20 protein-coding genes and 1 pseudogene are annotated in these 26,618 nt (G+C 71.8%); 9 read left to right on the top strand and 12 right to left on the bottom strand.

Annotated elements, in window-relative coordinates; all coding sequences use genetic code 11:
* Nucleotides 1-151: 151 nt before the first annotated feature.
* Nucleotides 152-598, top strand: coding sequence for a type II toxin-antitoxin system PemK/MazF family toxin (locus ACPT94_RS38525; RefSeq protein WP_360345150.1), 447 nt, complete (start codon nt 152-154; stop codon nt 596-598).
* A 19-nt stretch (nt 599-617) separates the two neighbouring features.
* Here ACPT94_RS38525 and ACPT94_RS38530 read toward each other — a convergent pair.
* Nucleotides 618-1,474, bottom strand: a pseudogene (locus tag ACPT94_RS38530) (TIGR02452 family protein).
* A gap of 318 nt (nt 1,475-1,792) precedes the next feature.
* Here ACPT94_RS38530 and egtA point away from each other — a divergent pair.
* Genes egtA through egtD form a run of 4 tightly spaced genes read left to right on the top strand, consistent with a single transcriptional unit; the run spans nt 1,793 to nt 6,279 of the window.
* On the top strand, nt 1,793-3,100 hold the full coding sequence (gene egtA / locus ACPT94_RS38535) for an ergothioneine biosynthesis glutamate--cysteine ligase EgtA (protein ID WP_360345152.1): 1,308 nt from the start codon (nt 1,793-1,795) through the stop codon (nt 3,098-3,100).
* Entirely contained in the window at nt 3,097-4,422 is a 1,326-nt protein-coding gene (egtB, locus tag ACPT94_RS38540; RefSeq protein WP_360345154.1) for an ergothioneine biosynthesis protein EgtB, read from the top strand. The genes egtA and egtB overlap by 4 nt, the downstream gene beginning before the upstream one ends.
* Nucleotides 4,422-5,246: an ergothioneine biosynthesis protein EgtC gene (gene egtC / locus ACPT94_RS38545; RefSeq protein ID WP_425247934.1), complete on the top strand. Its 825-nt coding sequence runs from the start codon at nt 4,422-4,424 to the stop codon at nt 5,244-5,246. The genes egtB and egtC overlap by 1 nt, the downstream gene beginning before the upstream one ends.
* 58 nt (nt 5,247-5,304) lie before the next feature.
* On the top strand, nt 5,305-6,279 hold the full coding sequence (gene egtD / locus ACPT94_RS38550) for an L-histidine N(alpha)-methyltransferase (protein ID WP_425247948.1): 975 nt from the start codon (nt 5,305-5,307) through the stop codon (nt 6,277-6,279).
* Between the two features lie 139 nt (nt 6,280-6,418).
* Here egtD and ACPT94_RS38555 read toward each other — a convergent pair whose 3' ends face one another.
* Nucleotides 6,419-7,459 carry a LacI family DNA-binding transcriptional regulator gene (locus ACPT94_RS38555; protein WP_360345160.1) on the bottom strand — a complete coding sequence of 347 codons (1,041 nt, stop codon included), beginning with the start codon at nt 7,457-7,459 and terminating at the stop codon, nt 6,419-6,421.
* 178 nt (nt 7,460-7,637) lie between these two features.
* Here ACPT94_RS38555 and ACPT94_RS38560 point away from each other — a divergent pair, with 178 nt between their 5' ends.
* Nucleotides 7,638-9,185, top strand: coding sequence for a hypothetical protein (locus ACPT94_RS38560; RefSeq protein WP_425247935.1), 1,548 nt, complete (start codon nt 7,638-7,640; stop codon nt 9,183-9,185).
* Between the two features lie 46 nt (nt 9,186-9,231).
* Here the strand turns inward: ACPT94_RS38560 and ACPT94_RS38565 are convergent, their stop codons facing one another.
* A complete protein-coding gene (locus ACPT94_RS38565; RefSeq protein ID WP_425247936.1) occupies nt 9,232-11,415 on the bottom strand; it encodes an RICIN domain-containing protein in 2,184 nt (727 codons plus the stop codon).
* Nucleotides 11,416-11,715: 300 nt separating this feature from the next.
* Nucleotides 11,716-13,146 carry a glycosyl hydrolase family 28-related protein gene (locus ACPT94_RS38570; RefSeq protein ID WP_360345166.1) on the bottom strand — a complete coding sequence of 477 codons (1,431 nt, stop codon included), beginning with the start codon at nt 13,144-13,146 and terminating at the stop codon, nt 11,716-11,718.
* A 61-nt stretch (nt 13,147-13,207) separates the two neighbouring features.
* On the opposite strand from ACPT94_RS38570, the gene ACPT94_RS38575 reads away from it, so the two are divergent.
* A complete protein-coding gene (locus tag ACPT94_RS38575) occupies nt 13,208-13,909 on the top strand; it encodes a CDP-alcohol phosphatidyltransferase family protein (RefSeq protein WP_360345168.1) in 702 nt (233 codons plus the stop codon).
* Here ACPT94_RS38575 and ACPT94_RS38580 read toward each other — a convergent pair.
* The 5 genes from ACPT94_RS38580 to ACPT94_RS38600 all read right to left on the bottom strand — a co-directional run bounded on the left by ACPT94_RS38580 (nt 13,799) and on the right by ACPT94_RS38600 (nt 20,620).
* The gene (locus ACPT94_RS38580; protein WP_425247937.1) at nt 13,799-14,347 is read right to left on the bottom strand and encodes an FAD synthase family protein; all 549 of its coding nucleotides are present in this window, start codon (nt 14,345-14,347) and stop codon (nt 13,799-13,801) included. The two genes, ACPT94_RS38575 and ACPT94_RS38580, sit on opposite strands and share 111 nt — an antisense overlap.
* Nucleotides 14,344-15,888: a fibronectin type III domain-containing protein gene (locus ACPT94_RS38585; RefSeq protein ID WP_360345170.1), complete on the bottom strand. Its 1,545-nt coding sequence runs from the start codon at nt 15,886-15,888 to the stop codon at nt 14,344-14,346. Before ACPT94_RS38585 ends, ACPT94_RS38580 begins: the two co-directional genes overlap by 4 nt.
* Before the next feature lie 84 nt (nt 15,889-15,972).
* Nucleotides 15,973-17,514, bottom strand: a complete 1,542-nt coding sequence (locus ACPT94_RS38590; protein WP_360345172.1) for a lipopolysaccharide biosynthesis protein — start codon at nt 17,512-17,514, stop codon at nt 15,973-15,975.
* Nucleotides 17,511-19,091 carry a hypothetical protein gene (locus ACPT94_RS38595; RefSeq protein WP_360345174.1) on the bottom strand — a complete coding sequence of 527 codons (1,581 nt, stop codon included), beginning with the start codon at nt 19,089-19,091 and terminating at the stop codon, nt 17,511-17,513. Before ACPT94_RS38595 ends, ACPT94_RS38590 begins: the two co-directional genes overlap by 4 nt.
* Entirely contained in the window at nt 19,088-20,620 is a 1,533-nt protein-coding gene (locus tag ACPT94_RS38600; protein WP_360345176.1) for a hypothetical protein, read from the bottom strand. Before ACPT94_RS38600 ends, ACPT94_RS38595 begins: the two co-directional genes overlap by 4 nt.
* 266 nt (nt 20,621-20,886) lie before the next feature.
* On the opposite strand from ACPT94_RS38600, the gene ACPT94_RS38605 reads away from it, so the two are divergent.
* Both ACPT94_RS38605 and ACPT94_RS38610 read left to right on the top strand, forming a co-directional pair.
* Nucleotides 20,887-21,867: an NAD-dependent epimerase/dehydratase family protein gene (locus ACPT94_RS38605; RefSeq protein ID WP_360345178.1), complete on the top strand. Its 981-nt coding sequence runs from the start codon at nt 20,887-20,889 to the stop codon at nt 21,865-21,867.
* Between the two features lie 32 nt (nt 21,868-21,899).
* A complete protein-coding gene (locus ACPT94_RS38610) occupies nt 21,900-23,099 on the top strand; it encodes a glycosyltransferase family 4 protein (RefSeq protein ID WP_425247939.1) in 1,200 nt (399 codons plus the stop codon).
* Nucleotides 23,100-23,153: 54 nt separating this feature from the next.
* On the opposite strand, the gene ACPT94_RS38615 is transcribed toward ACPT94_RS38610, so the two are convergent.
* The 3 genes from ACPT94_RS38615 to ACPT94_RS38625 all read right to left on the bottom strand — a co-directional run bounded on the left by ACPT94_RS38615 (nt 23,154) and on the right by ACPT94_RS38625 (nt 26,459).
* Nucleotides 23,154-24,281 carry a glycosyltransferase gene (locus ACPT94_RS38615; protein ID WP_360345182.1) on the bottom strand — a complete coding sequence of 376 codons (1,128 nt, stop codon included), beginning with the start codon at nt 24,279-24,281 and terminating at the stop codon, nt 23,154-23,156.
* On the bottom strand, nt 24,278-24,877 hold the full coding sequence (locus tag ACPT94_RS38620; protein WP_425247940.1) for a DapH/DapD/GlmU-related protein: 600 nt from the start codon (nt 24,875-24,877) through the stop codon (nt 24,278-24,280). Before ACPT94_RS38620 ends, ACPT94_RS38615 begins: the two co-directional genes overlap by 4 nt.
* Nucleotides 24,878-24,986: 109 nt before the next feature.
* Nucleotides 24,987-26,459 (bottom strand): sugar transferase, encoded by a 1,473-nt coding sequence (locus ACPT94_RS38625; protein ID WP_360345186.1) that lies wholly within the window; start codon nt 26,457-26,459, stop codon nt 24,987-24,989.
* Nucleotides 26,460-26,618: the final 159 nt, after the last annotated feature.

A 26,618-nucleotide genomic window follows, 5' to 3' on the forward strand; every position in this document is an offset into this window, starting at 1 on the left:
TCGGCGTGCCGGGTGCGCGCCGTCGTACCGGACCTATTCGGGCTTGTGCCCGGTGCGGCGCGTGGGGCCCCCTCGCCTTGGGGCGGCGGAGGCGCGGGCCGGATGCCGGCGGGGCGGGCGGGACTTCGGCAGCAGGCTCTAAGGTGCCCCCGTGACCGCGTTTACCGAAGAGAACGTTCCCGGCCGCTTCGGCCCCTGTGCCACCACCGAGGCCGACCCCCACGAGGTCGGCCGGGTGCGCACCGAGTACTCCCCCGCGCACGACGGCGACCCCGACCCCGGTGAGATCGTCTGGACCTGGGTGCCGTTCGAGGAGAACGACGGGCGGGGCAAGGACCGCCCGGTGCTCGTCGTCGCCCGTGAGGCGGCCGGGACCTTCCTGGCCGTGCAGCTGTCGAGCAAGCGGCACGACGGCGACCGGGACTGGGTGCCGATCGGGCATGGGCCCTGGGATCGTACCGGGCGGGACTCGTGGGTGGACGTGGACCGCGTGCTGCGGCTGCACGAGCAGGGCATGCGCCGGGAGGCGTGCGCGCTGGACCGGATGCGGTTCAACCTGGTGGTGCACCGGCTGCGGGAGCGGTACGGCTGGCGCTGAGGCCCTTTGCCGCGACCTGTCACGACCGGGTGTCGAACACCTTCTCGAAGGCTCCCCGGACCACGTGCCCCGGCGTCCGGTCGAGCACCCCGAACACCACGTGCGCGAAGGCCCGCTCGAACCGTCCGCCGGTCCCCAGCAGCGCGTGGAACGCCCCCGCGACCTGCGCGGGGTCGTTGCGGAACACGCCACAGCCCCATGCGCCCAGGACCAGTCGCCGGTAGCCGTGCGCCGCGGCCGTCTCCAGGACGCGCTCCGCGCGCTCGGCGAGGGCGCGCGGCAGCTCGGGCGCGCGCTCCGGCGCCGTACGCAGCACCACCCCCGCGTTCGGCGCGGCGGCCGTCAGGAATCCGGCGGTGAAGGGCTCGTCCAGAAGGCGGCCCCGGTCGTCCCGGAAGACGGGCACCGCCGGTGAGTGGATGACGCGGTGCGTGTAGAACGGGTCGCGGTGGGCCCGGTGGTGGTCGTAGAACTCCCGGGCCTCCAGCAGGCACGCGTACAGCGCTGAGGCGCGGCACAGGGCTTCCTCCTGGGCCTGGGCGCCGTTGAGGTAGCCGCCGCCGGGGATGGGGGTCCCCCCGGCTCGAGCGAAGCCGAGAGTTGGGGGAGGGCGGAGGCGAAGTTGAGGACGGCCACCGGCGCGTCCGCGAGGCGGCGGGCCGCTTCCAGGCTGCTCTCGCCGGTGACCTCGACCCGCGTGTCGGCCGGCGCGATCTCCGGCACCTCCACCGGGTCGGGTCCCAGCATCCGCGTCCCGGCGCGGGCGGCCTCGACGGCCGCCGTGAGCGGCACCTCGCGCCCGTCGGACGCGCGGTAGCCGCCCGCGGCGACGATCTCCTCCGTCTCGCGCGCGATGCCGCGCAGCCGCGCGCTCATGGCGCCACCCCCGTGGGCGTCATGACCACGTGCCGCGCGGTCTCCCGCGCCCCGTCCGTCTCCCCCGTCGTGCTCACGACCGCATCCTCAGCGATCCTGGTGGAGCGGTGCAACCGAGTTTCCCGGGTACGGGAACACCTCGGGGACGGACCGAAAACACACCGGAAACAGCATGGAATCGGAGGTTCCCGGCCCTGAAAGTACCGTTGTGCACCCTTGTGCGGATGCGGCTGAGGGTCTTGGGTGGGACGAGTGATGCCGGTCCGGCTCCACCGCTGCCGGACCGATGGCATGGTGGAATCTCAGGAGGATCCCGACATGTCCGACATATCCAGCTCCCCTTCGGTGGGTGACTGTACGAGGCCTCGTACCGCCCTCACCGAAGCCGAAGTGGAGGCCCTGGTCAGGGGCATCTGTTTCAAGACCGGCCCGCCCCGCACCCTCGGGGTGGAAGTGGAATGGCTCGTCCACGAGCTGCGCACACCGCGGCTCCCCGTGACACCCGAACGGCTCGAAGCGGCCTACGCCGCCCTGCGGAACGTGCCCCTGAGGTCGGCGCTCACCGTCGAACCCGGCGGCCAGCTGGAGCTCAGCTCGCCGCCCGCCGCCTCCCTGATGGAGTGCGTCGGCACCGTCTCCGCCGACCTGGACGCCGTCCGCGCGGTCCTGCGCGAGGCAGGACTCGCCCTCTCCGGCATCGGCACCGACCCCTGGCACCCACCCCGCAGATTCCTGCGCGAACCCCGCTACGACGCCATGGAGGCGTACCTCGACCGCACCGGCCCGGCCGGGCGGGCCATGATGTGCACCTCGGCCTCCGTGCAGGTCTGCCTGGACGCCGGGTACGAGGAGCCCGGCCCGCTGGGACACGGACGGCGCTGGTGGCTGGCGCACACACTCGGCGCGGTCCTCGTCGCCGCCTTCGCCAACTCCCCGCTGCTCCGCGGCAGGCCCACCGGCTGGCGCTCCACCCGGCAGCTGCTGTGGACGGAGATCGGCGCGGGCCGCGCGGGCGCGCCCTCGCTGGAGACGGAGCCGCGCGCCGCCTGGGCCCGGCACGTCCTGGACGCCCCGGTGATGTGCGTACGGCGCGAGAACGGGCCGTGGGACGTGCCCGACGGGCTGACGTTCCGGGAGTGGACCCGGACGGGGGCGCCCACCCGGGCGGACCTCGACTACCACCTCTCCACGCTGTTCCCGCCCGTCCGGCCGCGCGGCCACCTGGAGCTGCGCATGATCGACGCGCAGCCGGGCGACGACGGCTGGATCGTGCCGGTCGCCGTGACGACGGCGCTGTTCGACGACCCGGAGGCCGGCGAGAGCGCCTACCGCGCGGTGAAGCCGCTGGCCGAACGGTCCCTGTCCCTGCCCGCCCCGCACAACCCCCTGTGGACGGACGCGGCCCGCGCCGGGCTGACCGACCCCGAACTGCACGAGGTCGCCGTCGCCTGCTTCGCGGCGGCCCTGGAGGCCCTGCCCCGGCTCGGCGCCACGGCCGAGGTCATGGACGCCGTCACCGCCTACCGGGACCGCTACGTCCTGCCGGGCCGCTGCCCCGCCGACGACCAGCTCGACCGCCTGCGCGGCACAGACGGTCGCGCCCACGGGAAGGACATCCACCCATGACCGACCCCACCCCCGAGTCCCTCGACGCCGAAGCACTGCGGAAGCGGGCGCTGACCACCCTCACCACCGCCCGCGAACGCACCACGCTCCTGACCACCTGCGTCGAGGACCCCGACCTCACCGCCCAGCACTCCCCGCTGATGTCCCCGCTGGTCTGGGACCTCGCGCACATCGGCAACCAGGAGGAGCTGTGGCTGCTGCGCGCGGTCGCCGGCCGTGAGGCGATGCGCCCCGAGATCGACGGCCTGTACGACGCCTTCGAGCACCCGCGCTCCGAACGCCCCTCGCTGCCGCTGCTGCCGCCCGCCGAGGCCCGCCGGTACGCGGCGGAGGTGCGCGGCCGGGTGCTGGACGTGCTGGAGTCGGCCGACTTCCACGGCACACGGCTGACGGAGGCGGGCTTCGCCTTCGGGATGATCGCGCAGCACGAGCAGCAGCACGACGAGACCATGCTGATCACCCATCAGCTCCGCACGGGCCCGCAGGCCCTCACCGCCCCCGACCCGGACCCGGCCCCCGTGTTCAGCGGCCCGTCCGAAGTCCTCGTCCCCGGCGGCCCCTTCACGATGGGCACGTCCGGCGAGCCCTGGGCGCTGGACAACGAACGGCCCGCGCACCAGCGCGAGGTGGCGCCCTTCTTCATCGACACCACGCCGGTGACCAACGCCGCCTACCAGGCGTTCATCGAGGACGGCGGCTACGACGAGGAACGCTGGTGGACGAGGGAGGGCTGGGCCCACGTCCGCCGGCACTCCCTCCACGCACCGCTGTTCTGGCGGCGCGACGGAAAGCAGTGGCTGCGGCGCCGCTTCGGTGTCACCGAGGTCGTCCCGCCCGACGAGCCGGTGCTGCACGTGTGCTGGTACGAGGCCGACGCCTACGCCCGCTGGGCCGGACGCCGGCTGCCCACCGAGGCGGAGTGGGAGAAGGCGGCCCGCTTCGACCCGGCGACCGGCGGCTCGATGCGCTACCCGTGGGGCGACGCGGACCCCGCGCCCGAACACGCCAACCTGGGCCAGCGGCATCTGCGCCCCGCCCCGGCGGGAAGCTACCCGGCCGGTGCGTCCCCGCTCGGCGTACGCCAGTTGATCGGTGACGTGTGGGAGTGGACGGCGAGCGACTTCCTGCCGTACCCGGGCTTCCAGGCGTTCCCGTACAAGGAGTACTCGGAGGTGTTCTTCGGGCCCGAGTACAAGGTGCTGCGGGGCGGTTCGTTCGCGGTGGACCCGGTGGCCTGCCGGGGCACGTTCCGCAACTGGGACCATCCCATCCGGCGGCAGATCTTCTCCGGTTTCCGCACGGCCCGCTCGGGGGCTGTCTGATGTGCCGTCATGTGGCCTGCGTCGGGCCCGCGGAGCTGCTCGGCCGGATTCTCGTGGAGCCCCCGCACGCCCTGTACCGCCAGTCGTGGGCTCCCCGGCGGCAGCGCTACGGCACGGTCAACGCCGATGGTTTCGGGGTGGGTTGGTACGCCGAGGGCGACCCGGTGCCGGCGCGGTACCGCCGGGCCGGGCCCATCTGGGCGGACCTGTCCTTCGCCGACCTGGCCCGGGTCGTACGGACCCGGGCGCTGCTGGCCGCCGTACGGGACGCGACGCTGGCCGGGGCGGACGCGGAGGCGGCCGCGGCGCCGTTCGCGGCCGGGCCCTGGCTGTTCAGTCACAACGGGGCGGTCAGGGGGTGGCCCGGCTCCCTGGAGTCCCTGACCCTGACCCTGCCGGCGGCCGAGCTGCTGTCGATGGAGGCGCGCAACGACTCGGCGTTCGTGTGGGCGCTGGTCCTCGCCCGGCTGCGGGCCGGGGACGCCGAGGGGCAGGCGCTGGCCGACAGCGTGCAGGAGGTCGCCGCGGCGGCCCCCGGCTCCCGCCTCAACCTGCTGCTCACCAACGGCGACACGATCACCGCGACGGCCTGGGGCGACACCCTCTGGTACCTGACGGAGCCCGGCCGCACGGTCGTCGCCTCCGAGCCCTACGACGACGATCCGCAGTGGCGGGAGGTCCCCGACCGCACCCTGCTCGCGGCCACCCGCACCGAGGTCCTGCTCACCCCGCTCAAGGACCCGGGCACGGACACGCCGCCCTTCCCCTCTCGCGGCTCCGCTCGACCGGGGGGACCCCCATCATCCGAGGAGACCGGCACGTGAGCCCGTTCCCGTTCACCCGCAGTCCGCAGTCGACCGAAGCGAGGCACCCGTGACCGGCATCCGCACCTACGACTACACCAACACCCTGGACGCCGAGCACTACGCCAGGGCACTGCGCGCCGACATCCGCGACGGCCTGATGCGCAGTCCCAAGTCCACGGCGCCCACCTGGTTCTACGACGCCCGGGGCAGCGAGCTCTTCGAGCAGATCACCCAGCTGAAGGAATACCCCTTGTGGCGTGCGGAGCTGGGGTTGTTCCTGCTCCACGCCCGTGACATCGCCGACCGGACCAAGGCCCGCAGCCTGGTGGAACTCGGCTCGGGCAGCAGCACCAAGACCAAGTTGATCCTGGAGGCGCTCGGCCCGGCCGGCCTCCACTACGTCCCCGTCGACGTCAGCGAGGACGCCCTGCTCCAGGCCGGCGCCCAGCTCGTCCAGGAGTACCCGCAGCTCGTCCTCCACGCCCTGCGCGCCGACTTCACGGCCCCTCTGCGGCTGCCGCCCGAACTGCCGGAGGGCGAACCGAGGTTGATCGCCTTCATCGGCAGCACGCTGGGGAACTTCCGCAGGTCCGCCCGCGTCCCCTTCCTGCGCGAGCTCCGCGGCGTCATGCGCCCCGAGGACTTCCTTCTGCTCGGCGCCGACCTGGTCAAGGACACACAGGAGATGATCGCCGCCTACGACGACAGCGAAGGCGTCACGGCCGCCTTCAACAAGAACCTCCTGCACGTCCTCAACCGGGAGCTGGACGCCGACTTCGAGCCGGACGCCTTCGAGCACCGGGCCGTGTGGTGCGGCGACGAACAGCACATCGAGATGAGGCTGCGCAGTCTCACCGATCAGAGCGTGACGATCCGGCGGCTCGGTCTCACGGTGCGCTTCGACCGCGGCGAGGAATGGATCACGGAACGCAGCGCGAAGTTCACCACGGACGGACTGCGGGCGGAGCTCGCGGCCGCGGGCCTGGACACCGACCAGGTCTGGGCCGATCCCGACGCGGGCTTCGCGGTCCTCCTCGCGACTGCTCACTAGGCTCGTCCGCTGCCACGGCCCGGCACGGGATCACATGTGACCCGGCCGGGCCTCGTCAGTCCCGCCGTACCGTGACCGCAGCGGTCATGGTGCGGGCGGTTCACGAAAGCTCTTTGTGGCGCCGGAGAGGGGCCACCCCTCACGGTGCGGCGACGGCGCGGGGCGCCGCCGTTGAGGTGCGGAGCACCAGGTGCGTCGCCAGCTCGATCCGTGAGGAGGCGGGCGGCCGGCCCTCGGCCATGTGCAGCAGCATCCGGGTGGCCTCGTGGCCCAGCTCCTCGAAGGGCTGGCGTACAGCGCTGAGCGGCGGGCAGGCCATGGCCGCCACGAGCGTGTCGTCGAAGGACATGACCGCCAGGTCCTCCGGGACGCCGAGCCCGAGCTGACGGGCCGCCTCCAGGACACCGAGCGCCTGTGCGTCGCTGGCCGCGAAGACGGCCGTGGGGGGATCGTCGGCGCCCAGGATCTGCAGACTGGCGAGCAACCCCTCCTCGAAGTCGAAGTCGGTCGAGCGCACGAGCGCCGGATCGTAGGCGATCCCCGCCTCCTCGAGCGCGGCCCGGTAGCCGTGCAGCCGGGCCGCACCGGCCAGCGAGTGCGAACGGCCCGCGACCATGCCGATCCGTACGTGCCCGAGCGACAACAGGTGATGCACCGCGTCCTTGGCGCCGCTCCAGTTCGTCACCCCGATGCTCGGGATGTCCTGGCTGGGCGCGCTGAGCGGATCGACCAGCACCACCGGCAGCCGCCGCTCGACGATCCTGCGCTGGTCGTCCTCGGCCAGCATCGAGATCACGATGATCAGCCCGGCCGCATCCAGCGCGACGCACTCCTCCAGCCACTGTGCGATCGACCGATGGCCGGTCGTTCCGGTCACCACGTCGATGTCGAGCTCGTCCGCCGCGGCCACGATCCCCCGGACGACCTCCAGCGTGTACGGACCGGACAGGTCCCGGAACACCGCGACGATCTGACGCGGTGTTCCCGGGTCGCGCTCCCCCGGCCGGACGTACCCGTGCCGTGCCAGCAGTTCCTCGATCCGGGCCCGCGTGGCCGCGCCGACGTCCCGACGCCGGTGCACCACCTTGGACACGGTGCTCAGCGACACACCCGCCTCACCGGCGATGCTGCTCAGCAGACCGTACTGCGCGTCCCGGTGTGTCCCGCCCCGACCTGTCACCCGTGCGCCTCGCCTTGAACTTCCACCGACACCCACCACACTCGCCGGCCCGGACGTGTTGATCCTCGCCAAGTCCCTCACCTGGGAACTCCGCCGCAAGCTAACGGGACGGAACGCCTCGGGGCAACCCCCGAAAACCACCGGCCGTTCGACCGCGGTCCGGGCAGGATGTCCTGCTGTGAACCACATACTGTGCGGTCTCGCCGCCAACGCGGCTCTTCCCACCGAGCTGGTCGACCGGCTGATCGCGGTCGCGGACGAGGACATCGCCGTCGACCTCGCCAGTCGTGAGGACCTCAGTCATGAGCAGGCGGTCGCCCTGGCTTCACGCATCGGGGAGAGCGCTGTGCCGCTCGCGTACGGGGGCCTGCTGACCGCTGCCGACGTCGATCCGGTCGCGCAGCCGCTTGCCGCGCTCGCCCTGCTCGACGAGCGTTCCGGTGACCCGGGGTGGGCTCGGCTCTTCGCGTCGGATCCGGCTGTCGAGCGCCGGGAGAAGCTGGCAGCCTGCCCGGGCCTTCCGCCCGACGTGGTGGAGACGCTCGCCGCCGACCGCGACGTACGGGTCGTCGCCGAGCTCGCGTGGTGGGCGACGGCGGACATGGCCGCCCGGCTCGCGCGGCATCCGCACGCCGAGGTCCGCCGCGCGGTGGCCGCCAACGAGGCGACGCCCCCGGACGTGCTGGCGATGCTGGTCACCGGCGAAGGGCTGCCTCCGGCAGAGCGGTGCCTGGTCTGCGACCGCGAGGAGATGCCCTTCGTGCACGATCCGCAGTGTCCGCGGCTCGACTGCGAGCTGCGGTCCGGCGCCTCCTGCGCGGGCTCCCACGAGTCCACCGTCCTCGAGACGGCGGACCTGGCGCTGCAGAACCCCCGCACGCCGGTCGAAGCCGTCGTCCGATTCGTCGACCACCCCTCGCCGCAGCTGCGTTGCCGGCTGGCCGCCCGTGCGGACCTGCCGCCGGAGTTGTGGGGGCGGCTCGCCGCCGACCCGGTGCCCGGCGTCCGGGCCGACCTCGCCGCGAACCCGTCGATCGACGAGGCCCTGATCCGCACGCTGGCCACCGACCGTGGCCACGACGTGCGGCGCACGCTCGCGCACCACCCCCGCGTACCGCTCGACGTGCTCTCCCACCTGGCCGGCGCTGTCAAGGTCGGGCCGACCCTGCTGCCGCGGATCGCCGCCGCTTCTCCCAGCGAGGTCGAGGAGCTGGCCGTCTCGTCGCATGCGGCCCTGCGGATGCTCCTGGCCGAGCGACGCGATCTGCCGGCGGGGATCCGTGACGCGCTCGCCCAGGACCCGGACGCGAAGGTGGTCAAGTCCATCGCGCCGCACCCGGGTCTCTCGGAGGCTCAGCTGCGCACCATGGTCGAACGGCACGGAGTCCGGGTCGCCGCCAGGGTGGCGGCCAACCCGGACGCACCGCCGGCGCTGCTGGAGGACCTGAGCGGACAGGTACCGCCGGTGCACAAGGCGCTCCGCGAGATCGCCCGGCACCCCCGTGCGACGGGACCGGCGCTGCTCGCCTGCCTGGCGGACAGGCGGGCACGGCCCGCGGCCGCCGGGCACCCGGCCCTGCCGCCGGCGGTCATCGTCGAACTGCTCACCGACGACGACTGGCGAGTGGTGGAGGCGGCTGCGGCCAACCCGTCGTTCCCGTCGGCCGTGATGTGGGAGCTGGTGCCCGAGCCGAGCGGGGTTCAGGGGCGGCGTACCCGGTCCTGAGCCCCTCGGACGCGTCGGTCGGCGAACCGCGCGGCCTCTCACCGTTCTAGTTCCGGCTCCACCTCTGCGTGGCGTTGCCGAGAGCCGTCCACAGTTGCACCTTCGATCCGTTGGCGGTCGCCCAGCCGGTGACATCGACGGCGAGGCCGTTGGAGCGGTTGATGACGGATCCGTCCAGGCGGAACCACCACTTCTGGCTGGGCTTGCCGTTGCAGGTCCACAGGATCAGCTTGGTGCCCGCGGTGGTGCCGTCGCCGTCCGCGGCGAGGCACTTGCCCGTGACGCGGAGTTCGCCCGCGGTGGTCTGCGTGATCGTCTGGTTCGCGTTGCCGGAGCAGTCGTAGATCTGGACCTGCACGCCCGTCTGGCCGTTCGGCACGTCGAGGCACCGGCCCGAGTTGGCGCCCTTCAGCGTGAAGGTGCCGTCCGTCGGCAGGGGGTCCTGGACCAGTTGCCAGTCCTGGGAGCCGTCGCCGGTCGCGGTCGCGAGGGTGACGGAGCCGCTCGTGGTCGCGCCGGTCAGGTACAGGCTGGTGTTGCGGACCGAGCGGAGCTTGTAGGAGCCGTCGGTGGAGGCGACGAGGGTCCACTGCTTGTCGGTGGCGCCGTCGTCGACCCACTGGGCCAGCCTCTGTCCGGCTGTCGCGGTGCCGGTCCAGATGGCGACCGAGCGGCCGCCGGCCTTGTTGAGCAGGGTCACGTTGTCGCCCTTGGCCGTCAGATGCCAGCGCTGTGTGTCGTCCGAGGAGTTCCGGTCGGCGAGGACGAGGTCGGGGACGTCTCCTGTGAGGTTCGCGTCCTGGGTCCTGCCGCCGTCGGGGGCGAGAGCCTGGCCGGTCAGGCGGTTGACGAGGGTGTAGTACGCGCTGTCGGAGCGGCCGAGGTCCACCTCGGCGTACTTCACGGGCCCGACGCTGCCGCCGCTCCATGAGGCCTGCAGGATCAGGACGCGTCCGGTGCCTTCGACGTACTGGAGATCACGGCTGTACCCGGCGGCGATCGGCGTCTGGTACTGCTTCCAGGTTCCGGTGCTCTTGCCGGACTCGTTCACCCAGACGCTGCTGCTGCCGGACGCGTTGTAGACGATCCGTCCGTCGGGCATCGGCAGGAGCACGGGGCTGCCGCCCGTGGAGAGCGTGTTGCCGCCGGAGGGCACGGGCAGCGAGGTGATCGCGGCGTCGGTGACTCCGGATGCGTAGAACTTCAGCGGGTCGTCCGCGAGCCGGTAGCGGACGTTGCTTCCGCCGCCCCAGTACTCGTAGGTGAGCAGCCATTTGCCGTCGGTGGTCGGGGCGATCGTGGTCATGCCCGGTCTGCCGTCGCCGATCTCGGTCCTGCCGTTGTTCGTCACGGTGCCGCCCGGCACGTCGACGACCGGCCGGCTCCAGGACGAGGTGGTGGTGCCGTCCCAGGTCCGGTGCACGAGGATCTGGCCCTGCGAGTCCGTCGCCGTGTCGTTGTCCGGGGCGAGGGTGGGGGCTCCGGTGCCGGTGTCGTAGCCGGTGTAGTCGTTCTCGTCGGAGTAGTACGCGACGAGCTTGCCGCCCCGGGCGACCAGGTGCGGCTCCCACACCGGGTCCTGCTGGGCGTTGGTGTTGGCCGTCGAGATGTGCGTCCCGCCCCCGCCCTGCCATCCGCCGGCGGCGACGATGTTCTGGAAGCTCCAGGTGGCGCCGTCGTCCGTGCTGGAGTAGAGGGCGATCGCCACGTCCTTGCGGTCGCCGTCGCCGGACGGCGTCCAGCTGGAGTTGGCGGCCTTCTGCTCCCGGTAGTAGGGGTCGTCGCCCGACACCACGCTCGCGAGGAGCAGCGTGCCCGCGCTCAGGGCTCCGACGTCCTGCGGGAGCACGTAGAGGTACGGGTTCGTCCAGTTGCTGGTGTACTTGGCGTACTGGGCGTCACCGGACAGGTACGCGGGAGCTTTGACATCGGCCAGCTTCTGCCACGTCGTGCCGTCGTCGTCGCTCTTGTAGACGGGCAGCGTCTGCCCCACCGGATCGCCCTGACTGTTCTCGAACGACGCCACGATCCGGCCGCCGGGAAGCTGCGCCGACTTCGGGTAGAGAACGCAGGGTTTCTTGTTGCACGTGGACGGACTGTCCGCCACGTACACGTTCGACGGGCTCGGCTGATAGGCCCACGCACCCGCCGCGGAGGCCACGGTGAATGCCGCGCCCAAGCCTGTGGCTGTCGCCGCGACAAAAGCCTTCTGTATCAGTCTTCGTATCATTACCTTTCCTCTGAGCTCGTTATCGGCGGCCATGAGACCTGGGAAAGCCCGTTCCACCGGTCATGGTTCATTTGATGGAGTGTGAGGCCGGCGGTGCCGATTTCCTGCTCAAGGACGCACATTGCGGCTCAGTGGCACCCGATCCGGCTGGAGACAGTATTGGGACGCGCCGCCCCCGTGTCACCGGTGTGTTTCCGAAAGTGTTTCGTACGTTCACCGCCGCCGGCTGTTGACGGGACGACCGGCGGTTCCCCGCACGGGAGTGCCTGTCCGAGCCCGGCGCGCCGACGGCGGCGCCGTTCACTGCGGGCTCGGGCTGGGCATGACCGTCGGGTCGACGGGCGGCGGAGCCTCGGGCGGTAGCGGGCCGGTGGGTGATTCCTGGCCGGCGGGCGGGGCGGGCGGGGCGGGCGCCGGTGCGTCCGCGGCGTCGGCTCCGTCCAGGCAGTCGACGAAGCGGATGAAGTCGGGCCGGTCGGTGCCCTCCACGACCGCGAACTCGCTCGCCGGCCGACTGCGCAGCACGCACATGTCGTAGCGGGCGACGGTCGGGAGGTCGTCCTGCCCGCCGGTCGTCCGGTACTCGTGGCGGCCCACCAGCTGGCAGGAGTCGTAACGGATCAGCGGCCCGCGCGGACCGACCGTGTAGCGGTGCGCACGGACGTCGGCGGAGAAGTCCTTGAAGGCGATTCCGGTGTCGTCGCAGTCGCTGAAGTGGACCGTTCCGCTGTTCCAGACGCAGTCGATGATCCTGGCGTCAGGATTGCGCACCTCGAAACGGATGTCCTGGGCGTGGAACCGCTGCACCGAGTCGTGGTGCTGGGCAACGGGGAAACGGAAGAACGTACTGGTGGTGCCGTACTCCTCGGTGGGCTGCGGGCGTGTCTCGGTGATGATGTAGGAGCCGCCCCGGCAGGTGATCGAGCCGCCGTAGGGGAATTCGAGGAAATTACCCCACTCGTATTCGACCTTCATGTCGGTGAACCAGTAGTTGAGGAACTGGTCCTGGTCGTTGGGATCCCCCGGCACGCGCCGGGAGACACCCGAATACAGGAACGCCCGGCGATAACTCCCGCCGACCCGGCATGCCTCCCACCGCATCTCCGAGTTGGTGTCCGTGCCGTCCAGTGCGAGCCCGAACTCCCACTCCCCCATCCACTCGCACTCCGAGAACCGGTAGTCCTGCGCCTTCCCGTTGGAGTACGAACTGAAGAAGGAGGCGCCGGGCGTGGCCGAGCGGAACTGCATGCGCTCGAAGGTGAGGTTGGACCAGATGTCGTCGTTGCGGCACAGATAGGAGCCCGGGCCGGCGGGCGGGCGGAAGACGAGGGTGGTCATGCGTTTGCCCGCCCCGCTGAAGCGCAGACCGTTGGCCGGCCGCAGCGGAGCGACGCCGTCCAGCAGTGCGTGCGGACGGGTGATGAGGAACTCGCCGGCGGGAATCTCGACCACCGTGCGGCCGACGCCCCGGGAGACCCGGGAGGCCGCGAGCGCATAGGCCTTCTCGAACGCCGCGCTGTCGTCGGTCTGCCCGTCGCCCACCGCCCCGAGGTCGGCCACATTGATGGCGAGCGGCAGCCGGGCGGTGCCGAGGCCGTCGCCGGCGCCGGGCGGCGCCACGGGTCTGGATTCCGGTCCCCCGGCGGCGGACGCGCTGGGCGCGGTCAGAGCCGTCGCGGCCACCACCGACGCCCCGCCACGCAGAAGTTGCCGACGGCTGACACGAGACATCCCGCCTCCCCGTTCTGCCATAATTGCCTTCTTTCCAAAGATTTGTCACTAAAGGAGAGAAATGACCGAGTTTGCCGAGGCGCTCAGACAGCTGTCGGCGGCACAGAAGCCCGCGAAGGGGGTCTCGCTCTACACGCGGTTCGTCAACCGTCCGGCCGGCCGTGTCCTGGCCGCCCTGGCCTATCGAGTGGGGGCCACGCCGAATCAGCTGACCGTCCTCGGCGCCCTGTTCACGTTTCCGGCCCTGGCCGCGGTGGCCCTGCTGCCGCCCGGACCGACGATGGCGGTCTGTGTCGGGACGGCCCTGGCCATGGGATTCGCGCTGGACGCGGCGGACGGTCAGCTCGCGCGGGGGCAGCGCTCGGGAAGCCCGTCGGGCGAATGGCTCGACCACGTCCTGGACTGCGTCAAGATCGTCACCCTCCACCTGGTGGTGCTGGTGTCGTTCTACCGGTTCTTCTCCCTGCCCAGCCCGGCCTTCCTGCTGGCACCGATGGTCTTCCAGCTCGCCGCCGTGGTGATCTTCTTCGCGGGGATCCTGACGGAGAAGCTCAAGCGACGGACGCCGGGCGAGGCTCCGGCCGGGTCGCCCCCGGCACTGCGGTCCGTACTGCTGCTGCCGGTCGACTACGGCCTGACCTGCCTCAGCTTTCTATTCCTGGGGAGTCAGGACGTCTTCCTTGCGGTGTACTGCGCGCTGCTGGCGGCCCATGTCCTGTTCATGGCCGCCTTCCTGGTGAAGTGGTTCCGGGAGCTGCGCTGAGGGGATCTCCGGCGGCTGGTGCGTGGAGAGCAGTTCCAGGGCACCGCGCAGCAGCGTGCTGGAGGTGTGCATGGTGTACGGGAAGTAGACGACCTCGACGCCGACCTGTGCGAAGCGCCGCTCGAACTCCTCCCACTTGGGTGTTCCCCGCCAGTCGTCGCCCTTGAAGATGACGTGGAAGCCGATCCGCTTCCACGTCTTCAGCTTGTCGACCTCCGACTCCACGACGACCTCGTCGACGTAGCGCACGCTGCGGACGATGTCGAGACGCTCGGCGAGCGGAACGACCGGCACCCTGCCCTTCAGTTGTGCGGTCAGGTCGTCGGAGGTCACCCCCGCCACGAGGCGGTCGCAGTGCCGGCGCGCCTCGCGCAGGATGTTGAGGTGTCCGATGTGGAACAGGTCGTAGACGCCGGGCGCGAATCCGATGCGTGTCACTGCTGCTCACCCGCCAGTCTCTCGTTCTCGGGGGGCACGGTCACGGTCAGGGCGGAAGACTTGGGCGAGGTGTTCGTCCCGTCGGTCACCTCGATCGCGTAGCGGTGTCTCCCACCGGCGGGCACGGAGTCGGTGAAGCTCATCTGCGCCCGGTCCCAGAAGTTGGACGACTCGGTCTGCCGGCCCACGGGCTTCCCGTCCCGGTAGATCCTGTACGTGAGTGCCGCGTCGTCACGGTCCCAGGTGGCGCGCCAGGTCAGGGTGACCCTGCCGGGGTCGGTGTCGGACACCGAGAGGGTGGGCGCCTTCGGCGCTCCGGTGTCCTTCGGTCCGAAGCGGGTGAGGCCCTGCTGGGGCTTGTCGTTGACCTGGGTGAACTCGCCCCCGGCCCACAGGTAGCCGCGCGAGACGGTCAGCGTGCGGGGACCCACCTGCTCCCCGATACCGCCGTTGGTGTCGGGGAACCAGTGCAGGATCCTGCGGTCCGTCAGGGACTGGGCCAGCAGGTGCTGCCGGTCCCCCCGCTCCGGGAAACCGCCGGGCGTCTCGCTGCAGTCGTGCGAGTGGGAGGCGCTGAAGAGGACGCCCTTGTACGGCACGACCGACTGGGTGGCGCCGAAGCAGGTGTCCTTCCACACCACCGTGCCGTTGGTGAGACGGCCCGCGATGCGCCCGTCGAAGATGCCCGGCCCATGGCCCTCGGCACCCACGTAGAAGCGGGTGTTGTCGCGGGCGATCGTCTTCACCGACGACTGGGGCGGGAACCAGCCCGGGTAGGACAGCACCGTCTTGCCGCTGGTGGGGTTGAGGGCGACCAGCGAGCGGGCCTCCTGTCCGTTGACCGACTCGAAGTCGCCGCCGACGAAGAGCCGTCCGTGCGAGGGTGCGGCCGCCAGGGCACGCACCGGGAGGTCGACGTCCGCCTTGAAGGGCAGCAGGGCGCCCTTGGTGCTGACGGCGGCGACACGGTTCCTGGCCTGGCCGTTGACGCGGGCGAAGTCACCCCCCAGGTAGATCACGCCGTCCGTGGCGTCGATGGCCCGGACGGGCGCGGTCACCGACGGCCGGAAGGTCTTGCGCAGGGAACAGCCGGCGGTGTCCAGGGCGACCGCGTTGGCGACGCGGGTGGACCCGACCTTGCTGAAGGAGCCGCCCACGTACAGCACCCGCTCGTCCGGCGAGGCCTTCATGGCTCGCACGGTGCGGCCCAGTCCGGTGAACTTCGGGGCGCAGGGCAGCAGTTTGCCGGTGGCGGCGTCGAACGCGGCGAAGTTGTGGCGCCGTACCTGCTTCTGGCCGGGCGCGGCGCCCGGCGGGCGGACCGAGTCGAAGGTTCCTCCGACGTAGACGACACCCTTCGCGGAGGCCAGCGACCAGACGATGCCGTCCGTCTGCCAGGTGGCCAGCGGATCGGCGGAAACCTCGGGCTTGCTCTCGGCGGCCGCGGCGAGGGACGCGTCGAGCAGGGCGGTGGTGCACGCGAGGGCCGTGACGGCGGCAGCCCTGGTGACCGGTTTCGTACGGAGCTTTCTCAGGCGCAAAGGACACCCCGGTTGGCAGTGGTGTGAGTACTGGGAGGGGAGCGACGCCGACCGGGCGGGCCGGACGTGCGACCGCGACTGGGTTCATGCGGCGCGGCGGCGCAGCACTCCGACCAGCTCGCTCACTCTCAGAAATGTTCGATATCGCCACAAAGTAATACCAAATACACCCATTCCCAAAGCCATCCCCACGGCGAGTCCTGACGGGGTGTCACCTTCCGATGTACGGGAGGCCATCAGCACGAGCGAGACGACCAGACCGACGCCGAGGGCGTTCAAGTAGCCGCCGTCCACGGTCGTGAAGCCGAGGCGCAGCCGGATGAGCGCGGCCGCCGCGAGGTTCTCCACGACGATGGCCGCGCCCCAGGAGACGGCGGCGCCGAGCACCCCCCAGACCGGCACGGCGAGTACGCCGACGACCAGTTGCGCCGTGAACGCCACGGCGGTGACGGCCAGATGCCAGGAACTCCTGCCGGCCATGAGGAGCACCGTCTGGGCGTTGCCGACCGCCACGTTGACCATGGAGGCGGCGCACAGCACCACCAGAGCGGCAGCGCCGTCGGTGAACTCCGGTCCGAAGACGGACAGAACGGTCCGGGGGAAGGCGGCGACGAGGACGAACAGCGGCCAGGAGAAGAGCACGATCCAGCAGGTCGAGACGCGGTGCAGATGGTGTGCCTCGGCGTCCTTGGAGACGGCGAGCAGACGGCTGATCTCCGGTGCGACGGCGAGCCGGACGGCGAGTTGGACGAGGGTGCCCGCGGTGACGACGCGGCCGATGGCCGTGTACACCCCCGCCTCGCCGGCCGTGCCCAGGGCCGACAGCAGGATGACGCCGGCCCAGACCGCGCTGATGTCGAAGACGGAGGAGACCGCGCGGGGTGCGGCGAAGCCCCAGAAGTCCCGCCAGTGGACGGGCACGCTCGCCGTGGAGTCCGGGGTGGGGCGGCCGGCGCGGCAGCGGCGCAGGGCGACCCAGGCCACGACGGAGCCGGCCAGCGCGGGCAGCAGCCAGGCCGCTGCCAGGGACAGCAGCCCGGGCGCGTAGTAGGCCACGGGGACGGCGATCAGCACGCGCAGCATCGGCTTGCCGATCTGCTCCACGCCGACGAACGGCACCACCGTGCCGTATCCCCGGGTGGCGCCGAGCAGGACCATGCCCACGGTGGCGGCGGGCAGGAAGAGCCCGAAGAGGCGGACCAGCGCGACGGCGTCCGCGGCGGGCAGGTTCGGCAGGAGCGCCGTGGCCACCGCGGGGAACATCAGCAGGGGCACGGCGGCCGCGGTGCCGGCCACGGCCGCCGGCAGGACGGCCGTGCGCAGCAGCGCGCCCACCGCGCGGCCGTCGTTGACGGCGAGGTCGCGCGGGACGAAGCGGACGAGCCCGGTGTCGGCGCCGAGCTTGCAGGTGTTGCTGAGGATGGTGAACAGGGCGACCCCCGTGAAGATCGCCCCGGCCCCCTGCGCTCCGACGGCCCGGGTGATCAGGCCGACCAGGAGAAAGGAGAAGACGGCGTTCACTCCGGAACCCGCCATCCCCCACCACCCGCCCCGCGCGGCCGCGGCCACCCCGCTCGGGGCGGTGGCTCGGGCGCGGGGGCGGGCGGTCGCTCCGGGGGCGGTCATCGGCGGGAGATGGTGAACGTGCTGTCCTGCGCGGGGAGTTCCATGGCCGCCCGGTCGGCGTGCGACGCGGGAGCGTACTTCGGGCGGCGGCGCAGCGCGCGCAGGCGCCGGCGCGGGCGCCCTGCGTCGAGCACGGCCCCGAGGAGGCGACCGCCGGAGCAGCCGATCAGCTCCTGCATCCGCCGGAGGTCGTCCCGCCGGGTGCCGTCGAGGCCGGCGACCACGAGGACGCCGTCGACGCGCTGAGCGACCGCCAGTGCGTCGGCGTGGGTGAGGAAGGGGCCCGTGACGACGACGGTGGACGAGCCGGGCTCGGACAGGCCCCGGTCGGCCCCGGTGACCCCGGCCACCGGGTGGTGCGAACCGGTGCCGCCCGCGGCGAACGCGAGCCGGCCGGCGACGTCGGCGTCGACGAGGACGCTCCCGGGGGGAAGGAAGGCCTCCTCCAAGGTGGGCGCCTCGTACGGCATCAGCGGCAGTTGCGCGGCCAGGCCGGAGGTGTCGGGGGCGGTGTCCACCAGCAGCACCTCGCCCCCGTCCTCGGCGAGGGCGGCCGCCAGGTTGGTGGCGACCTCCTCGGCGGCGCCGGCGCGCCGGGGGGCCACGACGAGGACCTGGCCGGGGCCGGCGGGGCCGGAGATCTGCCGTACGCGGAAGGCCAGGGCCCGGTAGGCCTCGGTGCGCGGGGCGTCGGTGCGGCCGACGGTCAGCAGGGCGTCGTCCCCGCCGTCGTCGGAGGGCAGGATGCCGAGCACCGGCGCGCGCAGGGCGGCCTGCGCCTCGCCGACCGAGCGGACCCGGGTGTCCAGGGCGGAGCGCACCCAGGCCAGCACGATGCCGAGGAGGAGACCGCACACCAGCCCGACCCCGAGCAGGGTCCGCAGACCGGGGCCCACGGGCAGGTCGGGCGCGGTGGCCTTGCGGACGATGTCGCCGCCGTCGGTGTCGCGGGACCTGATGTCGAGGACGCGCTTCTGCAGGTTGTAGAGCTGGTTCTGCACGGCGGGCTTGGCGGCCACCCGGTCCAGCTTGTCGCGGGCCAGCCGCTGGTTCAGCACGTCGATCTGCTCGTCCAGGGCACGGGTGGCCCGCTCCACCGCCTCGTCGTTGCGGCTCTTGCGGTCGTCGAGGTAGGCCTCGGCGAAGGCGTTGGCGCCGCGCGCCGCGCGCTGGGGCGTGTGGGCGGTGAACTCGAAGCGGAGCACCTGGGACTTCTGCGGGTTGGTGACCCGCACCCGGGCGCCGAGCGTGCTGGCCTGGCTGCCGGAGTGGCCCAGGATGTGCGCCGCGCGCAGGGCGACGTCCGCGCTGGAGGCGATCCGCTGCTCCGTGCTCATGCTGACCTGGTTGTCGGCGGCGACGCCCACCGTGCCGAAGGGGTCGGTGGTGGAGCGCACGAGGACTTCACTGGTGGCCGCGTAGGTGTGGGCGCGCTGCAGCGACAGGGCCAGCCCGCCGAGGACTCCCAGGAGGATTCCGAGCGCGATCAGGAAACGGTGCCGCAGGATCCGGCGCAGTTGGTCGCGTAGCTGGTCCGGCTCGTCGTACCGGTCGTCGAATGGAGTGGGGCCGGTCACGGGTGCCCTCCTGTTCCGGGGATCGATGCATGACGAATGGGTGCGGTCGGCACCGCCGATGAGGGGGACCGGGATGCCCGGGCCGTGGGGGTGCTGATGAGCAGCGGGATGGTCATCAGCAGGGTCAGCGGGCCGGCGATGCCGAGCAGGCTGCCGCGCAGGAAGACCATCTGGTAGAAGGCGAAGGCCGGGACCAGGAGCGCCGCGAGGGTGCCCGGCCGGTCGCGCAGCCGGTGGCGTACGTCGTCCACCCGCCGTCCGGCCGCGCCGAGCAGACAGAACACGACGATCACCGCGGCGGGGCCGGCCCACAGGTAACTCTCGATCCACAGGGGCGCGGAGAGGTTGAGGAAGTCGTATCCCGCGTACTCGGCCAGCGCGATGCCGGTGTCCTGGGGTTTCCCCGGCCACATCGAGCGCGGCACCATGAACAGCGGCGGGCCGAGCACGGCCTCCGGGGAGAACCCGTTCTCCCGCGCGTAGTCGAGACCGGTCTGCACCTGCTGGAAGGCGTCGTAGTCGCCGTTGACGGTGAACTGCTCGGCGAGGGAGACGACGGTGATGTCCTCCCGGTCGCTGTAGCGGAAGTAGTCGCTGTAGGGGAAGAGGACCAGCAGCACCGCGATGAGGCCGGCCGCCGCCACCCGGAAGGGGCGGGGCCGGTACAGCCGGGGCACGGTGAACACCAGAGTCAGAAGGATGGTGCCGACCCAGAACCGCGGCTTGCTGATGGGGTTGTTGACGACGGCGTTCAGTGCGAGCAGCAGCGGCAGCAGCAGCCAGCGGGCCCCGCGCAGCCAGCGGTCGCCGCCGGGCAGGCGCGGGACGCGCAGCAGGCCCAGCAGCGCCCAGAACGCGGGCACGGACAGGGACCAGCTGAGCAGCGAGTGCAGGAAGGCCTCCTGCCCGTTGTTCATGGTGCCGATCTCGGTGATGGCCTGGCGACTGGTGAAGTAGGCGCTCAGTCGGCCGGGTTGGCGCGAGATCAGCACCACGGCGAACGTGAACGCGAGCCCGCACAGGGCGAGCAGGCGCCAGGGCGCGATACGGCGGGCCAGCAGTCGTTCCAGGATCCCCGGCCGGGCGGCGGTCGCGCGGGCGGCGTGGGCGCGCTCCCGACGGGCGGCGATGGCCGTTCCGACGCTGTAGGCGACGAGTCCGAGCTCGACGACGACCACCGCCTGCAGCGCGGTCTCCTCCCCGGTCCGGTAGGGCCAGGGGTAGGCGTCGGCGGCGAGCATCGCCAGGGGCGCCAGGCCGAGCCAGATGTAGGCGAAGACCCAGAAGCCGAAGGCGACGAACCGCACCGTGGGAGCGGTGAGCACCCGGGCGAGCGCGCCACCGGTGTGCGCCACGACGATGCCCTGCAGGGCGAGTGCGAGCGACACGTGCTCCGCGTGCGACTGGAGGATCAGCCCCGGCAGCAGGACTGTCAGCACCACGGCCCAGATGAAGACCGCAGCCACACTGCGGACGCGAGCGTCCTGCATCCCGACCTCTCTGCCGAGCGAGTATTCAGGCTGAAACATCACCGAAAGATATATAGCGCCCATAGGGCGTAAATCGCTCCAGGCGCGCACGAAACATCGACTTCAGAGCGGGTGAGGTGCCCGAACAGAGCCATCGGGTGATCCGGAAAATCGGCGGCGCGCCATTTGTCGCAAATCATGACAAATATGCCTAACTTATCGCGCAGGTCTCCGCGCGGCCCGGTGTGTGCCGACCCGGCGTCACAAGCAGCGGTGGACCGGCTGACCGCACATCAGATCTCCGGATTCCCAGAGGAGTTGCGCCCATGAGCAAGCAGGTCGACGTCGTCGTCGCCGGAGGCGGGGGGTTCATCGGTGGTCATCTCGTGGGCGACCTTCTTGCCCAGGGACTGACCGTCCGCTCCATCGACATCAAGCCCCGGCACGAGTGGTACCAGCTCCACCAGGACGCCGAGAACCTGGTCGCCGACCTGTCGCTCCTGGACAGTGCGCGCGCGGGTGTCGCGGGCGCCCGGCAGGTGTACATGCTGGCCGCCGACATGGGCGGCATGGGCTTCATCGAGAACAACAAGGCCGCCTGCATGATGTCGGTGCTCACCAGCACCCACATGCTCCAGGCGGCGCACGAGGCTGGCGTGGAGCGCTACTTCTACTCCTCCTCCGCCTGCGTGTACGCCGCCGGCAAGCAGACCGACCCGAACGTCACCGCGCTCAAGGAGGAGGACGCCTACCCGGCGCAGCCCGAGGACGGCTACGGCTGGGAGAAGCTCTTCTCCGAGCGCATGTGCCGCCACTACGCCGAGGACTACGGGTTCGTCGCCCGCGTCGCCCGGTACCACAACGTGTACGGCCCGCACGGCACTTGGACCGGCGGCCGGGAGAAGGCGCCGGCCGCGGTGTGCCGGAAGGTGGCCGAGGCGGTCGTCTCCGGCGACCACCGGCTGGAGATCTGGGGCGACGGACTGCAGAGCCGCTCCTTCATGTACATCGACGACTGCCTCCACGGCAGCCAGATGATCATGAAGGGCGACAGCGGCGTCCCGGTCAATCTCGGTTCGTCGGAGCTGGTCACCATCAACCGACTCGTCGACCTCGTCGAGCAGATCGCCGGCGTCCGCTGCGAGCGCACCTACCGGCTCGACGCCCCCCAGGGCGTACGCGGCCGCAACTCCGACAACACCCTGATCCGCGAGATCTACGGCTGGGAGCCGTCCATCACCCTGCTCGACGGCCTGGAGAAGACGTACGCCTGGGTCTACGACCAGGTCAAGCGCGCCCACCAGTGACGTCCGCCCGAGTACCAGGACACAGAGCACCGATGAGGATCCTCGTCCACGACTACAGCGGCCACCCGTTCCAGGCCCAGCTGAGCCGGGAACTGGCGCGCCGTGGACACGACGTCGTCCACTCGACGTGTACGGCCTACGTCTCCGGCAAGGGCAACCTCGCCGGGGGCACGGCCGGCCTGCGCTTCGTCACCATCGGGGACGGCACCGCGCTGAACAAGGAGGCCTACTTCCGCCGGCTGCGCCAGGAGACCCTGCTCGGCCTCGAACTGGCCCGCCAGGTACGGCGCGAGAGGCCGGACGTGGCGCTGCTGTCCAACCTCCCCATTCCGGTGCTGGTCGTGACGGCGGCCGTGCTGAGGCGGCTGCGCATCCCCTGGGTGCTGTGGCACCAGGACGTGACCGCCGTCGCCCTGAAGAGCTTCGCCGCCGCCGACGTCGCGAAGTCCATGGGCGTGGCCGCCGCGGTCTTCGGGGCGGGCGAGCGGTGGTCGGCGCGCCGGGCCGCGGCCATCGTGGTGATCGCCGAGTCCTTCGTCCGTGTCCACAAGCAGTGGGGCACCGCAGGCAAGGTCACCGTCATTCCCAACTGGGCGCCGCTGGACGAGATCGTCCCGGTGGCCCGGGACAACGCCTGGTCGGCCGAGCACGGCCTGAGCGGTGTGCGGACCGTGCTGTACTCCGGCACCCTCGGCCTGAAGCACAACCCGGTGTTGCTCGTGCAGTTGGCCGAGCGCTTGCGCGACCGCGGCACTCCGGTCCGTCTCGTCGTCGTCAACGACGGCCCGGCCGTGCCCGTGCTCCGGCAGGCCGCGGCCGCCCGCGGCGTCGAGCTGACCCTGCTGCCCTTCCAGCCCTACGAGCGGCTGCCCGAGGTGCTGGGCAGCGGCGATCTCCTCGTCGTCCTCCTGGCGGCGGACGCCGGGGAGTTCTCGGTTCCGTCCAAGACGCTGTCGTATCTGTGTGCGGGGCGTCCCGTGCTCGGCCTGATGCCCGCCGACAACCTGGCCGCGCACCTGCTCCGTCAGGCGGGGGCGGCGGTCTTCCCGCCGCAGGAGTCCTCCCTCGACGACGCCGCCGCCTGGGCCCGGAAGATCCTGTCCGATCCGGCGCGCGCCGAGTCGCTGGGCAAGGAGAGCCGCGCCCTGGCCGAGCGGGAGTTCGCCCTGGAGGACTGCGCCTCCCGCTTCGAGGACATCCTCCGGAGGGTGAGCCGCGCCCCGGCGCGCTGAGACCGGAGGTCATGGAGCCGCTGTTCCGTCGGGAACAGCGGCTCCCTTTCGTCTTCACCCCTGTACGGTCCGGCCCCGGTAGACGTCCTCGAGCCGGTCGACGACCGCGCGGATGGAGAAGACCTCGTCGATCGCGCGGCGTCCGGCCTCGGCCAGGCCGCGGCGCAGTTCCTCGTCGACGAGCAGGGCGGCCACCGCGTCGGCCAGCGCCTCGGGACTGCCGTCGGTGACCAGTGCGGCCTGTCGGCGCGCCAGTTCGGCCGCGATGCCGCTGCTGTCCGTGCACACGACCGGCGTGCCCTCGGCCAGCGCCTCCAGGACCGTCATCGGGAACGGCTCGTGCACGCTCGGCAGGACGTACACGGTGGCCTTCCGGTAGGCCTCCAGCGCCGCGGAGTGCTCCAGCGCGCCGCCGTAGGAGACCACCTCGGTCAGTCCGCGGTCCGCGACGAGCCGGTTCACCGCCGCCAGGGAGCCCTCGTCCGCCCCGTAGAGCGTGAACCGCGCTTCGGGGGTCTCCTTGTGGACCAGGGCGGCCATCTCGACGAACGCCTCGGGGCGTTTGCGGGGGTGCAGCCGGGCGAGGAAGATCACCTCGTGGTCGCCGCGCGGCCGCGTGCCCGCCTCGACGGGGGCCGGGCGCAGGCCGTTGGGCAGGGAGACCAGCGGTGGCCCGTCCGGGCCCAGCACCTCGGTCAGGGCCCGCCGCTCCCGCTCGGTGAGCACGAGGCAGCAGCGGGCCCGGCGCAGCAGGGGCACGTACACGCGGTCGAAGACACGGGCGACGACGCCGGTGCGGGGCTCGACCATGCCGTGCGTCTGGGTGACGAAGGCCGTGCGCCGCAACCGGGCGACGGCGAGCGCGGCGAGGGAGACCAGGTCCCGTCCCGCGTGCAGGTGTACGGCGTCGGCGCGCCCCATGGCCCGCCACAGGTCCCTCAGCAGCAGCGGATGCATGAGTCCGAGGCATCCCCGGCCGGGGACGAGGCGCCGTGCCGGGCGGGAGACGAACCGGACGGCGCCGATGCGTTCCGCGGCCCGTGCCCTGCCCCGCCACAGCGACACCAGCGTCACGTCGTGCCCGCGGGCGGCGCACTCCTCGAGCTGGGCGACGGCCACGCTCGTCGGGCCGCCGAAGGCCCCGTCGTCGCTGACGAGCGTGACCACATGGACCAGTCTCATGCCGTGACCTCCTTCCCGGATCCGGCGGACGGGGCGGGTACGGCGGCTGCGGCCGGGGCCGTCCCGGGTGTTCCGGCCGTCGTCAGGACCGAGCCGGGCGGGAGGTCCCGGTGGGCGACGGCGCCGGCGCCCACCACCGCGCCCCGGCCGACGGTGACGCCGCGCAGCACCACCGCACGGGCGGCGACCCAGCTGCCCGGCTCCAGCCGGATGGGGCCGTTGTCGAACTCGAAGGTGGCGGAACGACGGCGATGGCTGCCCGTGCACAGCAGCGCGCTCTGGGAGACACAGCAGTCGCTGCCGATCGTGACCGGTTCGAGGTTGAGGATCCAGGCGTCCTCGCCGATCCACACGTCGTCGCCGACGTCCAGTTTCCACGGCCAGTGGACCCGCACCCCGCGCCGGATCAGCACCCGCTGTCCGACGTGGGCACCGAAGGCGCGCAGCAACGCCGGCCGCCAGCGGGCCGGGAACCACCACTTGACGAAGAGCAGATGCTGGGCGGCGAACCAGGCGGCCTGGACCGGCAGGGGGCGCCCCTTGTCATATCCGGCGCCGCTGAAGCCGCGCAGGGATCGCGCTGTGGTCTGTACCATGACGCGATCCTTCACGGCCCCGAGGGCGGATCACCCGCGATCCCCGCGTGTTGGCGGCAGACTTGCCCGGATGGAGGATGCGGCCCGGGGGACGGCGGGCCGCCCGTCCTCAGTAGGCGCCCTGGCCGTTCAGCACCGCGCGCACGGTGCGGGCCATGACGGTCATGTCCCCGGCCAGCGACCAGTTGTCGACATAGCGCAGATCGAGCGCGACCGTCTCGCGCCAGGACAGGTCCGACCGTCCGCTCACCTGCCACAACCCGGTCAGGCCCGGTTTGATGCTGAGCCGGCGCATCTCGACCCCGTTGTACTTGGCGACCTCCTCGGGCAGCGGAGGGCGCGGACCGACCAGCGACATGTGGCCGAAGAGGATGTTGAACAGCTGGGGCAGTTCGTCCAGCGAGTAGCGGCGCAGGACGCGGCCCACGGGGGTGACCCGCGGGTCCTGGCGCATCTTGAACATGTGGCCGTCGTTCTCGTTCTCCGTCTCCAGCCCGCTCTTGAGCCGGTCCGCGCCGACCACCATCGTGCGGAACTTCCACATGGGGAACGGCGTCACGTTCCGGCCGACCCGGGTCTGGCGGTAGAGGACCGGGCCGGGTGAGCCGAGCCGGACGGCCAGCGCGAGCAGGAGCAGCAGCGGCGAGAGCAGGACGATCAGCACCAGGGCGCCCAGCCGGTCCAGGACCGCCTTCGTCGCGGTGTGCGGACCGCGCTGGAGCGGCGGTGCGATGTGCAGCAGGGTGAGGCCGGCCGCCGAGGTCAGCCGTACGCGGCGGCGTGCCACGTCGACGACGCCGGGCAGCACCATGAGCGAGCGGCCCTGGTCGTAGAGCATCCAGGACAGCCGGCGCACGCGCTCGCCGGACATGTGACAGCTCGGCGCCACGAAGACCAGGTCGGCCGCGAGTTCGTCCGCCGCCGTGAGGACGGCCACGGCGTCCGCCTCGGGCTTCTCGGGCGCCTCGCGGGGCAGCCGTACGCACACCGGCACCCCGGAGTGGACCTCGCCGTCGCCCACCGGGCAGGCTCCGACGATCACGTACTCGTGGTCGGTGCGCTGGGCGAGCTGTTCGACCACGGCGTCGACCGTCGGGGCCTCGCCGACGACCAGCACATGGCGCAGGGCGCGGGCGTCCCGGCGGGCGGCCAGCAGATGACGGTGGATCACCTTCTGGCACAGACCCGTGAGCAGCAGCGCGGGGATCAGCGCGGTGAACGCCTCGGCGGGCAGGCTGTCCAGTCCGCAGACCACACAGAGCGTCGCCAGGGCGCCGACCAGGACCAGCCAGTCCCGCATGACGGCCCGCAGGCCACCGCGGTCGCCCCAGGTCGCCGGGGTGTATCGCTTGCTCACCAGCCCGATCAGGGGCCACAGCAGGGCCGCGCCGGCCGCCAGCCGCAGCGGGTCGGGCCGGCCGATCTCGACGAACGTCGCCGCGACCGGCACGGCCGCGGCGAGAACGTCCACACACACCGAGAAGGGGGCGTACCAGCGCGCCCGCGCCTCCGCACGGTGGACGGGGGGCCGCGCCACGGGGATCGGCGCCTGTCGGGACGTCGCGCTTCTGAACCGCCGCATGGTCTCCTTCAAACCCCCAATCGCAGATCGCGGGCGCAGCGGCAGGGACCGTCCCGCGCGCGCCCGCATTCCAGATAAAGATCCTTATACCATCTGATAAGTAGCAATATCGGTCTTTCAGGCTTCACCATGCGGGGTCGACACGAAGAGCCGCCGACC

Origin of the sequence: Streptomyces aurantiaciflavus, assembly GCF_049808595.1 — a bacterium.
In the GTDB taxonomy this organism is placed as follows: domain Bacteria; phylum Actinomycetota; class Actinomycetes; order Streptomycetales; family Streptomycetaceae; genus Streptomyces.